We start from the raw sequence: 15449 nt of genomic DNA, 5'->3' as shown, positions 1-15449 counted from the left end.
ATCAATTAATTAATTTACAAAATTCTTCAAACCTTCAGTAATATTTCTTCTTAGAAGGATATCTTTTTCTGAATTTGTTTTTGCGTGAATTAAAACTGGACCAGATAATTTAAGAGCCCAATTAATTGATATTTGCAAATCATCAAAGTTACAGATTTCTCTATATGGAATATCGTATGAACTTGCAATAGATAGTATATCGACATTTTGAGGCATAGAAAACAACTCTTCAATATTTCCTTTATAAAATCTATCTAACTTTAAAGTCCTAAAAATCCCACCTCCTCTATTATCAATTAATAATATAATTAAAGGATAATTCTTAGGTTGAGACAAAAGCAAAGCATTACTATCATGAAGAAATGCCAAATCACCACAAATAAAAAATAATGGTCCTAAACTTATAGCAAGGCCAATAGCCAAAGAAAGATTACCGTCAATACCTGAAGCACCTCTAAAGCTAAAACATCTTCTAGAAAAAGCATCTATACCTGCAAAACTAATAAAATCTCTGATAGGTGAGCTTGCAGAAAGCATTATAGGAATATCTTTATCTAAAATTTTTGGAACAAATCTTGCCAACCCAGGTTCTGACAACTGTTCATCAAATTTCAATTTCAATTCAAGCCATTCTTCAACTCTTTGATTCTTAATCAATAATTCATTTAAAAGAGGTATAGAATGTTTATTAGATTGATTTTTTTTGATGGAATGTTTTAATTTAAATTGATTAAACCAAGAGATAAATCCACTAGAATATTGCTTAGATTGTTTAAGAGGGTCAAGACATCTTTTATCACTTTCTGTTATAAGAATATTATTCTTAGAATTTTTCCTTAAAAAAGATTCGAGTGGTCTATTTGATGTAAGAGGACCCAATCTTAGTAATTGAATTTCCTCTTTTAATGCAATTATTCCAGAAGAAATTAATAACTCCCAATATTCTATTAATCCTCTTTGATTATTTAATATTCCTGACAAAGGATCAGCAAAAATTGGCCAACCAGTTATTAATTGAAAATCTTTTATTGAATCTCGAAATTCAGGTAAAGAATTGTCATTTCCCCTCCAAGGTCCTGCAAGAATCAAACCTTTCTTAGATGGATCTATATCAATGAACTTTTCATTAAAAAGCTTTCCTTTAACATTTGTAGAAATAGGCTCAATTAGATCAAAAGAAAATGATTTTGATTCACATAATTGCCAAATCTCTTGTTGTTCATCAAAAGAAGGATATAAAGGTTCTTCAATAGCCAAATTCAAGTGGACGGGTCCATAGAAATTATTAGCTTGCTTCCAAGTTCTATCTACTAAAAGCATTAATGAATCTTCTGTTAAAAGATGTATTCCATTACAAGTTGAAAAATCAACAAATCGGCATACAGACTTAAGATAATCTTCCTGATTAACCGTTTGATTAGCCCCACAGTTTTTAAGTCTTTTTGGACGATCAGCACTAATAAAAATAATAGGTAAACATGAAAAATTAGCCTCTACAGCAGCAGGCAATAGATTGCCAACTGCTGTGCCAGATGTAGTTATTACTATTGCAGCCTTTTGAGTAGCAGCACTAATACCCAATGCCATAAAAGCAGCTGATCTTTCATCAATTGCTGTGTAGAGATTTAATTCGGAATTTTCAAAAAGGAACCCTGCCGCCATAGCAAGAGGGCCAGATCGACTCCCTGGGCAGAGAACAATATTCTCTAGGCCACGAGCCGTAAAAGCCCTTAAAAGGCTAAGGGAAATGAAAAAATTAGTCCGGGATAATGTCAGCGAAAAATCAGTAACTTATCTAATCTTCTCAAAAAGCTGATTTTTTAGCATTACTATTAGAATCTTTAATGAAATCTCCTAGCACCAAACAAGCCCCTGATAATCATTCTAGTTCCTGGAAGAACCTAATCATATGGATTGCAATTGCTTTGTTTCTAAGATGGCAAGTAATTGAACCTCGCTGGATCCCATCAGGCTCCATGTTGCCCACCTTAGAAATAAAAGAAAGAATTTTGATTGAAAAAATAACCCCAAAACTTGATCGATTTCTTAAAAAGACTCCAGAAAGGGAATCTATAGTTGTATTTACCCCCCCCCAAACGCTAATAGATGCTGGCTACGACAATAATCAAGCACTTATAAAAAGAATAGTTGGGGTTTCTGGAGACACAATTGAAATAAAAAATGGCAAATTGATTAGAAACGGTATCAAATTAATCGAACCATGGATAGATGATCCAATCAAATATGAAATGGATTTAGTTATCGTCCCTCAAAATACTGTTTGGGTCTTAGGAGATAATCGAAACAATAGTCTTGACTCACATTTTTGGGGACCATTACCTGAAAAAAACCTCATAGGCAAAGCATTCCTAAGATATTGGCCTTTACAAAGAATGTCTTTTATTCGGTTCCCCGCCTCTATAAAATTATCCTAAGTGACCGTATTACGATAAGGTCTTAGTATATAGAGCTCATTTGGATGTTTAACCCAGAGTTTCTTGCTACAGAGAATAACGATGGAAGCGAAAATAATGCGCTAATTCAATATCTTCAAGAACAATCACCAGATGTTCTTCAAAGGGTTGCCAAATCTGCCAGTCCAGAAATACAAGACATTATTCGACACAATGTCCAAGGACTACTTGGAATGCTCCCTGGAGATCAATTTGAAGTTAAAGTAACTGCCTCAAAAGATAATTTTGCAAATCTTCTTGCATCAGCAATGATGACTGGTTATTTCTTGAGACAAATGGAACAAAGGAAGGAACTTGAAGAATCATTTCTTACAGATGAAGAGATGTCTATAGATACTGATGAGCTTAATCTCTAAAATTTTTTAAAGGTTCTTTAGGTACCACAGAATTTTTCAAAAGACTTTTATCTAATTCGCCAAGAAAAGTCCAATCTCCTTCAGAACGGTTCCAATTACTAAAGTTAACTTTTCGTCTTAAAGCAATACAATCTCTATCTGTAAAAGAAACTGGAGCAGAATAATGAGCAGAGATAAGTCTTTTCATTCCTTTAAGAGTTTTTATTTCGTCCAACCATCTAAGGAATTCGTTTTTAGCCCTTGGAAAAACAAGCCTTTGTATTACAGGTGCTATTTGAACAAGAGGCTTTTTATTTCCAATAATCTCTTTAGCAGACAATTCCCATTGCTTATCCCATTTAAAAGGATAAATCCCAAAATGCGATTTACAATTTCTAAGTCCAGGTTTAAATGCATTATCAAAAACTTCTAAAAGTGAAGGTATTTTCAATTGATCAGGTTTTAAATATGAAGCAAATAAAACTAATCTTCTCCAACCCTTTTTCCTAAGTTCAGGAGAATCATCTAAAAATTCAGATCCTTTATCTCTTGCATGAAAGAGAAGTGGAGTTGGATCTAAATCAAATATGGGGGGTGGAGATGCTTCGATTCCAATCAAGGCATCAGTTACAACTAATGATTGAGATTGCTTATGATAACAAGCAATTTCTTGGAATCTTCCTAAACCTATATCAATAGGTCCTAAAGAAATCCATTGGCAACTTTCTTTATGTGGTAAGCCATCTGCAAATAAAACACGTGTACGATTAACTGGGAAACCAAGCCATGATAATGGTAATTGAAAAGGAAAACTCCACTGTCCTGGACAAATCCAAACCAAAGCTTTAGGAAATGCTCGAGCCATAGCTGGCATTGAAATCTTATGCTCTAGCCCAGAAGCCGTTGGAAGAACAATTGTGCATATTGGACCATGCTTTTGTTCAAGTCTTCTTAAATCTTTTAGCAACTCTTTTGTAGGAGGCAAAGGATTGATCAACATCAATCCCTTGGGTACTTTTATTACTGTCAACCTGATAGGAACAGCAACATAATAAAGTCCTTGTAATTGCTCAAAACTCCAAACCAAATCGGTAACTAATTCTGTAAAAATAGTATTCCGAGATCCATAAGGATAAAGAGGAAATAAAGGCCACCAAAACCAATTATTACGTTGCTTTGATTTTTTAATTTTAATCTTATTGTTCATAACAACTCATTAATGATTCTTACTATTATTTAATTTTAAGATTCCATATCTTGGAGCAAATAAAAAAGCCAATAGAAATATAAATGTTTGTACTAGTACAATAGAGCCTCCTGTTTCAATATCGGACCAATAACTTATATAAACTCCTAAAATACTCGATATAACACTACTAATTATTGCTAGATAAGTCATTCTATCAAAGCGATCAGTTAATAAATATGCTGTAGCTCCAGGTGTTATTAACATTGCAACTACTAAAATAATCCCTACAGTCTGCAAGCCAGCTACAGCTGCTAATGATAAAACTGATAATAATAAATAATGAAGTAAACCAGTATTTATTCCAATAGATCTAGCATGTGTCGGGTCAAAACAATAAAGCATCAAATCTTTTCTAAAGATTATTAATGTTAAAACTACAATCAAAGAAATTATCAAAGTCTGTCTAACATCAGAATCTGATATCCCCAATGGACTACCAAAAAGTATATGGATCAAGTCAATATTGCTTTTTATTTTTGATACTAAAACTAAACCTAATGCAAAAAAACCTGTAAATACTAATCCTATTACTGTATCTTCTTTCACTCTAGATTTCTGTTTAATAAAACCTATTAATGCTACTGAACCCACACCAAATATAAAGGCGCCTAATGAGAAAGGAAATCCTAATGCATAAGCAACTACTACTCCAGGCATAACTGCGTGTGAAACCGCGTCACCCATCAATGCCCATCCCTTGAGAGTCATATAACAGGAAAGGAATCCACAAACCCCTCCTACTATTGCGCTAATGAGCAATGCCCTTCTCATAAAATCATGAGAAAGTGGATCTATTAAAAAGGAATATGGCTCTATCGAAATGAAAGCTGCATGCATGTTTTATTCTTTGGCAGAAATTGCTCCTGATATAGGGTCAGGCTTCATACCTCCAAAAGTTAAAGAAAGATTCTCTGAGGTAAAAACATCAGAAGTATTTCCATAAGCCAATACTGTTTTATTAATAAGAACAACAACATCACAAAAATCACGAACATGACTAAGGTCATGGGTTGATATCAAGATTGATCTTCCATGTTGCCGCAATTGTAAAAACAAATCCGCCATAAGCTTTTCTGTTCGTATATCAACCCCCGAAAAAGGTTCATCTAAAAGCAATACTGAGGCTCTCTGAGCTATTGCTCGGGCAAGAAAAGCCCTTTTACGTTGGCCACCTGAAAGAGATCCTATAGGTCTATTACATAGGTCAATTAATTCAACCCTTTCCAATGCATCTATAACAGCCCTTTTATCAGATTCTCTAGGAACTCTTAAAAAACTCATTGACCCATATCTTCCCATCATAACTACATCCCAAACACTTACAGGAAATGAACAGTCAATACCTTCATTTTGGGGAACATAAGCTACTGCCTGATCTTTCTGTGCATTATGAACGGAACTTCCATTGATAAGAATTTTCCCCCTTGAAGGACGAACAAATCCCATTAAAGCCTTAAAAAAAGTAGATTTACCTGCTCCATTCATCCCAACCAATCCACAAATACAACCTGCTTGAAGCTTTAGGCTTGCATCGTAAAGAGCTACCGTACCGTTGTAATCAACACAGACTTGATCAGCCTCAATCCTAAGAGAAGCTAAATCGTCTTGATTCCTGAATGATTTCATATCTCTTTAATTGTTTACAGCAAATCCTTTAAGAATTAGTCGGACATTATGCCGCTGGAGATCAATAAAAGTTGGCGCAGGTCCATCTTTATCAGAAAGAGAGTCAACAAAAAACTTACCACCAAAAGTGGTTTGTGTAATACGTGAAACTTCTAGTTGAGGCTTTTCGCTAACTGTAGTTTCACAAAACACTACAGGTACTTGTGTCTTGGAAATAGTTGCGATTAATTTTTCCATCCTTCTAGGGGTTACTTGACTCTCTGCATTAACAGGCCACAAATAAGCTTCTTGGAAACCGTAGTCATCTGCCAAATAGGATAATGCTCCTTCACAACTAACTAATACCCTTTTTTCAAGTGGGACTTTTTCCAAAGCTGTTCTAAGTTCCTGATCAAGATCGATCAATTTCTTTTTATAAATGTCAGAATTTTTTAAATAAACTTCTTTTCCTTCATGATCAATCGAAATAAAAGCCGATGCAAGTTTATCTACATAATGAATAGCTCTTAAAGGCGACATCCAAGCATGGGGATTAGGCCTGCCTGCATAAACATCACCTTCTATGGGTAAGGGGTTTATGCCGTCAGTTAGTACAACACGTGATACATCATTCAATGAAGAAGTAAATTTCTTTGCCCACAATTCAAGTCCAAGACCATTTTCAACAATTAAATCAGCCTTAGAAGCCCTTACTAAATCACTTGGAGTAGGTTTATAACCATGTATTTCTGCACCTGGTTTAGTTATAGATTCTACAATTAATCTTTCACCCGCTATATTTTTTGCTATATCAGCAAGAACAGTAAACGTTGTTAAGACTATGAGTTTTGAGGGATTTACAATCTGATCCTTATTTGAAGAAAGTGGCTTGCAAGAAACATTAAATATAAGTAACAAAAAAATGCTAAATATATTTAGAAATAAAATCTTTTTAGTCTTTAGAAACTCTCTATCCATTAAGTTATATTATTGTCCTTATATGGCTAAATAAAAATTAGGATAATTGAGCTTGAATATTTTCTTGATTAACAACTTGACCCTTAATCCAATTTTTAGATTGAATTACAAAACTTGACCAATCTACTTTTTCTTTTTCCGCTGCTTTAGCAATTAATTCTGGTGCTTGTAATTTTAATAAATCCAAATCTGGTTTAGCAACTCCATTATTCAATGCCATCCAATCAGCCATTGACGTGCCTACTACTCTTGTTAAATATGCTGCACTAAGTGCCTGCATGGCCCCAGCAGCTAACCATGTACCTCCATGTAATTTAGCCACACCAAGTAAAGCTTGACCACTCCACTCAACAACCCCCTGAGCTAAAGCAGCCATAGCAAGTTGACGTGCTACAGCATTTAACAACTCTGGTTTAAAGCTACATGACCAAAGACTGCCCATTTCCTGAATCATCAACCCATTTACGACTGCTACTGATAACAGATCTGTAGATGGTACTGGAGAAGCAAAGACAGCTCCTGCAACAATCCATTGAGAACGGTTTTGAATAACACGAAATTTCTCCCTTCTTAATGTTTCTAGATCTGCTTGCCAAGAACTATGAAGCCTAGACAAAAGTCTCTGACAAGTTTTATCTGTATTGGTCTTTGACTGTTCTAAAGATCTTCTAACAGGAGTAAGCACTTGTTTTAAATGCTCAGGATTGTCATTCCATTTAAGAATTCTATTCACCCACCTTTCAGGCAATTGCGAATTAAGTGCTTTTAATTGACTCGGCCAATCCTCAGACTGATCAGTGGAGACCATTATCCATGAAGGTAAATCATTAGGAATAGTCTTAAGCCAAAGCAAATCTACTGCCCTCAAAGGTAAAGGAAGGTAATAAACAATTAAATCCTGTTCAAAAAAGTTATTTGGAAATTCCCATGACTGATTATTTATTGGAAGAGATGAAGAGCATGAAAGTTTTAAAGGCTTAGAACAAGTAACGGCTGATTCCAACAAATTTAATTCTGGCAAAACCTGTCCCGTTGTACTTATTACAGAAAGTGACTGTGGAGTTTCTCTTGAAATAACCTCTTTCAGAGAGTTTGATCTTTCTTCTGAATTATTAAAATGTTCAGATGGATCTTCTAATGATTCAAATTGCTTTAATACTTCATTACATCGTTTTATCCAACCTTTTACAGTAGAAGGCGCAGCAAAAGAACCAACTGAGGGCTTAGAAAGAAACCAAATACCAGCACCTGCAGCTAAAAAAGCAAGTCCCCCAGAAGGGACGTGAACTAAATCAGTGACAATCCATTGACCAGCTATTACTGAACCAAGAACAACACCAGCTTTGCCTACTGGCAATTTAGGAAGACTAAAAGATGGAATTAAGTTTTTCATAAGTTTTCTTTACCCTCTTCTTTAATTAACTCAATAAAGTAATTAAAGCAAATGAAACAGCTATAAAACCATATATAACAAAGGATTTATGATGAAAGAACACACAAAATTTAATTAATTTACTTGAAAATCCCATTTACGACCGAACATAATAAAGTGTGAATCTGCTCAACGACTTTTCTGAAACCTTTTCAAGAAGGTCAAAGATGCGCCACACTTAGTTTTTGATGTTGACTAAAATTCATGGGTGATTCCTACGGTGATCCTCAAAAGGGAAGAAATTTTAACAATGGAAGAGATGGAATAAGAGGCGGTTTTAGAAATGGTAGGAATCCTGGCGGTCGAGATAGTGGTGGGTTTAGGATTAGATTAAGTGACAATGAAATGAGAGCTTCAAGAACTATTCAAGAAGCTTTTAATTTACGCTCAACAGTTGCAGTTCTAGGATTTGCTTTAAGAACACTTGGTCAAATGATTGAAGAAGGTAAAATTGATGAGCTAATAGCAGAATATCGATCACAAAACCCACAATCCAAACAAAATAAGTTCAACTCTGAAAGAGATAGAGGGCGAACAGATAATCAATCATCACACCATTCCAAGCCCAACCCCTTTGCAAGACCTGCAAAGCCAGAACAAAAATCTAATGAGGATAATCAAGAAAAAGAATCTGAGAACAATTTAAATAATGAATCTTCTGAAAACAAATCAATAGAGCCAATCGAAACCAAAGAAGAAATAAGTAATGACGAAAAAGAATTGCTCAATAATCAATGAAAAGGCTTCAGTGAATAAAAAAAGAGTTCTATCAGGGGTTCAACCTACAGGTGCTCTGCATATAGGTAATTGGCTTGGTGCTATTCGCAACTGGGTAGAACTTCAGAATGAATATGAGACATATGTTTGTGTTGTTGACCTTCATGCATTAACTGTTCCTCATAATCCAGAAGAACTAAAAGCAAACACTTTATCTACTGCAGCTTTGTATGTTGCATGTGGGATGGATCCCAATAAATGTTCCATTTTTATTCAAAGTCATATACCAGCTCATAGTGAACTTTGTTGGCTTTTAAATTGTTTAACGCCTCTAAATTGGATGGAAAGGATGATCCAATTTAAAGAAAAAGCAGTTAAACAAGGATACAATGTATCTATAGGTTTACTTGACTACCCAGTTCTGATGGCGGCAGACATTCTTTTATATAATCCTGACTTAGTCCCTGTTGGTGAAGATCAAAAGCAGCATTTAGAATTAGCTAGAAATATTGCCCAACAAAGAATTAATTCTAAATTTGGCAAAAAAGATAATCACATACTAAAAGTCCCTGAACCTTTAATAATGAAAGAAGGTGGGAAAATAATGAGTTTATGCGATGGTAAAAGCAAAATGAGCAAAAGCGATCCAAATGAAAATAGTAGGATTTCACTTTTAGATAGTCCAGATATAATAAGAAAAAAAATCAAACGTGCCAAAACAGATCAGTATATTGGCTTAGAATTTGATAATTCAAATAGACCTGAAGCAGACAATCTTTTAGGGATTTATTCTATGGTTACTAACCAAAGTCGAGAAAAAGTTTCAAAAGAATGTGCAGAAATGGGTTGGGGAAAATTCAAACCTCTCCTAACAGAAGCAATAATTTCATGCCTTCAACCCATACAAGAAAAATATACTTCTTTATCAAAAAACCCTGAGGAACTAAATCAAATTCTTATTAATGGAACTCAGCAAGCAAAAGAATTATCTAATTCAACTTTAAAAAGAATTAGAAAAGCTATTGGATTATTAGAACAAATAGATAAATAATGCCTATAATTACTCTTCCTGACGGAAGTCAGAAAAATTTTTCCCAACCAGTAACAATAGCTCAGATTGCTTCTAATATTGGGCCTGGACTAGCTAATGCTGCTCTTGCAGGCAAAGTAAATGGAAACTTAATAGATACCTCAATTCCAATTGATTATGACAGTACAGTAAATATAATTACATCTAAAAACAAAGAAGGTATAGATATTATTCGTCACTCATTTGCACACTTATTAGGTCATGCAGTTAAACAACTATATCCCACAGCTAAAATGGCAATTGGCCCAGTAATAGAAAATGGTTTTTATTATGATATTGCATATGAAAACGCCTTTACACCAATAGATCTTGAAAATATTGAGAAAAGAATTAGAGAACTTATTAAGCAAGATTATGAAGTTATAGTTGAAGTGGTTTCAAAAGAATCAGCCCGTAAAATATTCTTAGAAAGAGGGGAACCATATAAAGTTAAAATTATCGATGAAATACCTGAAGGAGAAATTATAAAATTATATAAACATCAAGAATATATTGATATGTGCAGAGGACCTCATGTACCTAATACTAAACATCTTAGATCCTTTTCTTTAATGAAGGTTTCTGGAGCTTATTGGAAAGGAAACTCTAATAATGAAATGTTGCAACGAATATACGGAACTGCTTGGGGAACTTCCAAAGAACTTCAAAGTTACCTAACTAAATTAAGCGAAGCTGAAAAAAGAGACCACCGGAAAATAGGAAAGAAACTCAATTTATTTCATACACAAGAAGAATCTCCTGGCATGATTTTTTGGCACCCTAAAGGCTGGTCCATATATCAAGTTCTTGAAAATTATATCCGCGAAACACTGGAATTAAATGAATATCAAGAGATAAAAACGCCGCAAGCAGTCGATCGTTCTCTTTGGGAAAAGTCTGGTCATTGGGAAAAATTCAAAGATGATATGTTTACTACAACATCAGAGAATCGAGAATATGCGATAAAACCAATGAATTGTCCTTGTCATATCCAAATTTTCAATCAAGGGCTTAAAAGTTACAAAGATCTGCCTTTAAGACTAGCTGAATTTGGTTCTTGTCATAGAAATGAACCATCAGGAGCACTTCATGGATTAATGAGAGTAAGAAATTTTGTTCAAGATGATGCCCATATCTTCTGTACAGAAGAACAGATTCAAGATGAGGTAGATAAATTTATAGACCTAGTATTCGATGTATATAAAGCTTTTGGATTTGAATCAATTATTATTAAATTATCAACAAGGCCTGAAAAGAGAGTAGGTAATGATGAAATTTGGGACAAATCAGAAAAGGCTCTAGCTGATGCATTGAATTTAAAACATTTAGACTGGTCATACCTACCAGGAGAAGGAGCTTTTTATGGTCCTAAAATTGAATTCTCTTTAAAAGACTGCCTAGACAGAGTTTGGCAATGTGGAACTATTCAAGTTGACTTTTCTATGCCTGGAAGGCTAAATGCAAGTTATATTGATGAAAATAACGAGAGGCAAGTACCAGTAATGCTTCATAGAGCAATACTTGGTTCATTTGAGAGGTTTATAGGGATTTTAATAGAGGAATATGAAGGAAAATTCCCTGTGTGGTTATCTCCTATACAAGTAGTAGTTATGAACATAACTGATAGAAATACAATGGAGTCTAAGAAAGTATTCAACTCTCTAATAAAAAACAGAATAAGGACACACCTAGATATTAGAAATGAGAAGATTGGATTTAAGATACGAGAACATACACTCCAAAGAATTCCTTATCAGTTAATTATTGGTGACAAAGAGGAAGAAAATCAAACAGTTTCTGTAAGGACAAGAGAAGGAAAAGATTTAGGCTCTATGAAATTAGAAATATTTTTAACAATCCTGCAAGAAGCTATATCTTTAAAATCATTATCAAGCAAAAATAGATAGCTGTTATGAAATCTTATATTATTAATCAATACAATAACATTTAAATATATGAATCTACTTGCAGGAGATATTGGAGGTACAAAAACACTCCTTGGAATATATAAATTTGATGGAAAACTTAAATTAATAATTAAAGAAAAGTATTTATCAAGAGAATGGCAATCTTTTAATCAGATCTTAAAGGAATTTTTGTCTAAATTACCTAATACTATTTCATCTCCGAGTATTGGCTGTATTGGTGTTGCTGGCAAGGTTAATAATGGCAACGTAAAAATAACAAATCTAGACTGGGATATAAATGAAAAAATATTAAACGAATCAATAAAGACTAAAAAAATTTTATTACTAAATGATTTCTCATGTTTAGTTCATGCAATTCCTTTTCTTGAAAATGATCAGTTTACTTATATTCAATCAGTAAATAATAAAATAACTAAAAATTCTAATAAAGATATTTTTTCTATTATTGGAGCTGGAACAGGTCTTGGTATGGCAAGAGGTTTCAACTCTAATAGTGGCATTGAAGTACTAGCAAGTGAAGGGGGACATAAAGAATTTGCCTGCAGGACTCAAAGTGAATGGGAACTATGCCAATGGTTAAAGAAAGATCTAAATCTAGAAAGATTATCAATTGAAAGAGTAGTAAGCGGAACTGGTCTAGGTAATATTGCACGATGGAGATTGATGAAAGAAGATGCTAAATCTCATCCATTAAGACCAACAGCAGAAAAAATTCCAAAACAAACTGATTTAAATCATGATTTCCCAGAAATTGTTAGTAATTTTGCACATAAAGGTGATCCTATAATGAAAGAAGTTTTAGAAATTTGGCTTAGCGCTTATGGTTCAGCTGTTGGAGACCTCGCTTTACATGAACTAAGTAGTTCTGGAATATGGATTAGTGGAGGAACCGCAGCTAAACATCTAACTGGTTTTCAATCCGAAATATTCTTAAAAGCATTAAAAAACAAAGGTCGTTTTACAAATTTTCTTGAAAAAATACCAATAATGGCATTAATAGATCCTGATGCTGGTCTATTTGGTGCTGCTTGTAAAGCACATTTAACGGCCAAACGAATCAACTTATCTGAATAAATAAAAGTAATGATGCAGCCGCCCATAGGCAAAAAAGTATTAGTGGAAGTCCCATCAACCACTGCGAACCTAGGACCAGGTTTTGACTGCTTAGGCGCTGCATTAGGAATGAAAAATTATTTCACGATTACACGAATCGAAGGCGATAGTGAAAGATTCGATCTCATTATGGAAAGTACTGAAGGAAATCATTTAAGAGGTGGGCCTGAAAACCTTTTTTATCGAGCAGCTCAAAGAGTTTGGCAAACGGCAGAAGTAGAACCCTTTGCATTAGAAGCAAGAGTAAAACTTGCTGTTCCTCCTGCAAGGGGTTTAGGTAGTAGTGCTACAGCAATTGTCGCTGGTCTTGTAGGAGCAAATGCTCTAATTGATGCCCCTCTTAGTAAGGAAAAACTTCTTGAACTAGCCATAGATATTGAAGGTCACCCAGATAATGTCGTGCCTTCTCTACTAGGAGGGTTATGTTTTACTGCGAAAGCCGCATCCCAAAGATGGAGAATAGTTAGATGCGATTGGGATGATTCAATCAAAGCTGTCGTAGCAATACCATCTCTTCGGCTAAGCACCAGCGAGGCAAGAAGAGTCATGCCCAAAACTGTTCCTATAAGTGATGCTGTAATCAATTTAGGATCACTTACCTTGCTATTGAATGGACTCAGGACAGGAAGAGAAGACTTGATAACTGATGGAATGCATGACCGACTTCATGAACCATATCGATGGAAATTAATCAAAGGAGGTCCACAAGTATGCGAAGCAGCTATTTCTGCAGGTGCATTTGGATGTGCGATTAGTGGTGCAGGACCAAGCATCCTTGCATTATGCAAAGAAGAAAACGGGAAAAGGATTAGTCAGGCCATGGTTAAAGCTTGGGAGAAGGAAGGAGTTGCAAGTAGAGCTCCTTTATTGAATCTACAAACCACAGGATCCACTTGGTCCCCTGTCATGAAATAAGTAGTTTTACTTACTAAAAGATGCTTAGACTGATAAAGTTCATTTTCATCATCTTCTAGATTATGGACGCAACTTCAATTACAACTGCAGCGTCCAGTAATAACTTCCCTTGGCTTTCTCTAATAGTATTACTTCCTTCAGTTGGTGCACTAATAATTCCATTTCTTCCTCAAAATCAAGATGAAAACCCCTATTTATTCAGAAATTTAGCAATAGGCTTTCTAGCTTCTGATTTCATAATAATATTATTCGTTCTAAGTAATTTCTTTGATAAGCAAACAAGTCATCTACAGTTAACCGAAAGGATAAGCTGGCTACCTTCTATTGGATTAGAGTGGTCTTTAGCAGTTGATGGAATTTCAGCACCATTATTAGCACTAAGTGGTTTAATAACACTTTTATCAGCAACAGCTAGTTGGAATATAATAAATAAACCTAAGCTTTATTTTGCATTATTATTAATTCAAGCATCAGCTCAATCATTAGTATTTCTTTCTCAAGACTTTCTTCTTTTCTTTTTAGCTTGGGAATTAGAACTTGTACCTGTTTATTTATTAATTGCAATTTGGGGGGGTAAAAAAAGGCTTTACGCAGCCACGAAATTTATTCTTTATACAGCACTAGCTTCTTTATTAATTCTTATTAGTGGACTTGCATTAGCATTGTCAGGTAGTGAATTTTCATTAAATCTTTCTGAGTTAACAGCTCGCTCTCCTTCTGGAACATTTGGATTACTTTGTTATTTAGGTTTCTTAATTGGCTTTGGAGTAAAGCTTCCTATTTTCCCACTTCACACATGGTTACCTGATGCTCATGGTGAAGCAAATGCTCCAGTATCAATGCTATTAGCAGGCATTCTTTTGAAAATGGGTGGTTATGCATTAATAAGGTTTAATGTACAAATGTTCCCTCAGATTCATATTCAATTAGCTCCTGCATTAATAATAATAGGAATAGTAAATATAATTTATGGTGCATTAAATGCATTTGCTCAAGATAATGTCAAAAGAAGAATAGCCTGTAGCTCAGTAAGTCATATGGGTTTTGTACTCTTAGGAATAGGAGCAATCAATACTCTGGGAATCAATGGTGCAATGCTACAGATGATTAGCCATGGTTTAATTGCTGCAGCAATGTTTTTTATTACTGGATCATTTTACGAAAGGACCAATACTCTCTCTATTCCAAATATGGGAGGCCTAGCCAAGGCTCTTCCAATAACCTTCGCATTATTTCTTACAAGTTCACTTGCGTCATTAGCTCTACCAGGCATGAGTGGTTTTGTAAGTGAAATAACTATTTTTCTAGGAATAACTAATCAAGACATATTCACTTCAACATTTAGATCTATCTCAATATTAATTGCTGCTATTGGTCTCGTACTTACTCCAATATACCTTCTATCAATGTGTAGACGTGTATTCTTTGGGCCAAGAATTCCTGCATTAGCAATAGTAGATGAAATGAACACCAGGGAATTATTTATAGCCTTGAGTCTTCTAGTGCCTACATTATTTATAGGTTTTTGGCCTAGAATAGCAACAGATCTTTTCGAAACAACAACTAATGCACTTTCTAATTATTTAACCTCTCAAAGTCTTATGGCTATTACTAACTCAATACTTTAAGTATCA

At 34.5% G+C, this 15449-nt stretch carries 14 protein-coding genes; 8 read left to right on the top strand and 6 right to left on the bottom strand.

The annotated features are described in order from the left end of the window. Positions 1–9: 9 nt before the first annotated feature. Positions 10–1749: a 2-succinyl-5-enolpyruvyl-6-hydroxy-3-cyclohexene-1-carboxylic-acid synthase gene (gene menD / locus O5636_RS01350; protein WP_269623604.1), complete on the bottom strand. Its 1740-nt coding sequence runs from the start codon at positions 1747–1749 to the stop codon at positions 10–12. Between the two features lie 95 nt (positions 1750–1844). On the opposite strand from menD, the gene lepB reads away from it, so the two are divergent. Then, positions 1845–2435 carry a signal peptidase I gene (lepB, locus tag O5636_RS01345; protein ID WP_269622832.1) on the top strand — a complete coding sequence of 197 codons (591 nt, stop codon included), beginning with the start codon at positions 1845–1847 and terminating at the stop codon, positions 2433–2435. A 44-nt stretch (positions 2436–2479) separates the two neighbouring features. Then, the gene (locus tag O5636_RS01340; RefSeq protein WP_269622831.1) at positions 2480–2830 is read left to right on the top strand and encodes a DUF760 domain-containing protein; all 351 of its coding nucleotides are present in this window, start codon (positions 2480–2482) and stop codon (positions 2828–2830) included. Here the strand turns inward: O5636_RS01340 and O5636_RS01335 are convergent. The 5 genes from O5636_RS01335 to O5636_RS01315 form a co-directional block, all read right to left on the bottom strand. Next, a complete protein-coding gene (locus tag O5636_RS01335) occupies positions 2820–4016 on the bottom strand; it encodes a DUF4336 domain-containing protein (protein WP_269622830.1) in 1197 nt (398 codons plus the stop codon). The genes O5636_RS01340 and O5636_RS01335 overlap by 11 nt on opposite strands. A 9-nt stretch (positions 4017–4025) precedes the next feature. Beyond that, entirely contained in the window at positions 4026–4895 is an 870-nt protein-coding gene (locus O5636_RS01330) for a metal ABC transporter permease (protein ID WP_269622829.1), read from the bottom strand. 3 nt (positions 4896–4898) lie between these two features. Next, positions 4899–5684 (bottom strand): metal ABC transporter ATP-binding protein, encoded by a 786-nt coding sequence (locus O5636_RS01325; protein WP_269622828.1) that lies wholly within the window; start codon positions 5682–5684, stop codon positions 4899–4901. A gap of 6 nt (positions 5685–5690) precedes the next feature. Continuing rightward, positions 5691–6581: a metal ABC transporter substrate-binding protein gene (locus tag O5636_RS01320; protein ID WP_332299711.1), complete on the bottom strand. Its 891-nt coding sequence runs from the start codon at positions 6579–6581 to the stop codon at positions 5691–5693. Positions 6582–6678: 97 nt separating this feature from the next. Next, complete coding sequence (locus tag O5636_RS01315; RefSeq protein ID WP_269622826.1) at positions 6679–8034, bottom strand: YcjF family protein; 1356 nt, start codon at positions 8032–8034, stop codon at positions 6679–6681. A gap of 243 nt (positions 8035–8277) precedes the next feature. Between O5636_RS01315 and O5636_RS01310 the strand changes: the two genes are divergently transcribed. From O5636_RS01310 to O5636_RS01285, 6 genes are all read left to right on the top strand, one after another. Then, positions 8278–8811, top strand: a complete 534-nt coding sequence (locus tag O5636_RS01310; protein WP_269622825.1) for a hypothetical protein — start codon at positions 8278–8280, stop codon at positions 8809–8811. A 10-nt stretch (positions 8812–8821) separates the two neighbouring features. Then, the gene (gene trpS / locus O5636_RS01305) at positions 8822–9841 is read left to right on the top strand and encodes a tryptophan--tRNA ligase (protein WP_269623603.1); all 1020 of its coding nucleotides are present in this window, start codon (positions 8822–8824) and stop codon (positions 9839–9841) included. Further along, positions 9841–11766 carry a threonine--tRNA ligase gene (gene thrS, locus O5636_RS01300; protein ID WP_269622824.1) on the top strand — a complete coding sequence of 642 codons (1926 nt, stop codon included), beginning with the start codon at positions 9841–9843 and terminating at the stop codon, positions 11764–11766. The genes trpS and thrS overlap by 1 nt, the downstream gene beginning before the upstream one ends. 48 nt (positions 11767–11814) lie before the next feature. Next, on the top strand, positions 11815–12861 hold the full coding sequence (locus tag O5636_RS01295) for a glucokinase (RefSeq protein WP_269622823.1): 1047 nt from the start codon (positions 11815–11817) through the stop codon (positions 12859–12861). Between the two features lie 9 nt (positions 12862–12870). Beyond that, entirely contained in the window at positions 12871–13815 is a 945-nt protein-coding gene (gene thrB, locus O5636_RS01290) for a homoserine kinase (RefSeq protein WP_269622822.1), read from the top strand. 62 nt (positions 13816–13877) lie between these two features. Next, positions 13878–15443, top strand: coding sequence for an NAD(P)H-quinone oxidoreductase subunit 4 (locus O5636_RS01285; protein ID WP_269622821.1), 1566 nt, complete (start codon positions 13878–13880; stop codon positions 15441–15443). The last annotated feature ends 6 nt before the right edge of the window (positions 15444–15449 follow it).

The sequence above is a fragment of the Prochlorococcus marinus str. MIT 0918 genome (assembly GCF_027359415.1).
Taxonomy (GTDB): Bacteria; Cyanobacteriota; Cyanobacteriia; order PCC-6307; family Cyanobiaceae; genus Prochlorococcus_E; species Prochlorococcus_E marinus_C.
This window is presented reverse-complemented; position numbering and strand designations above follow the sequence as displayed.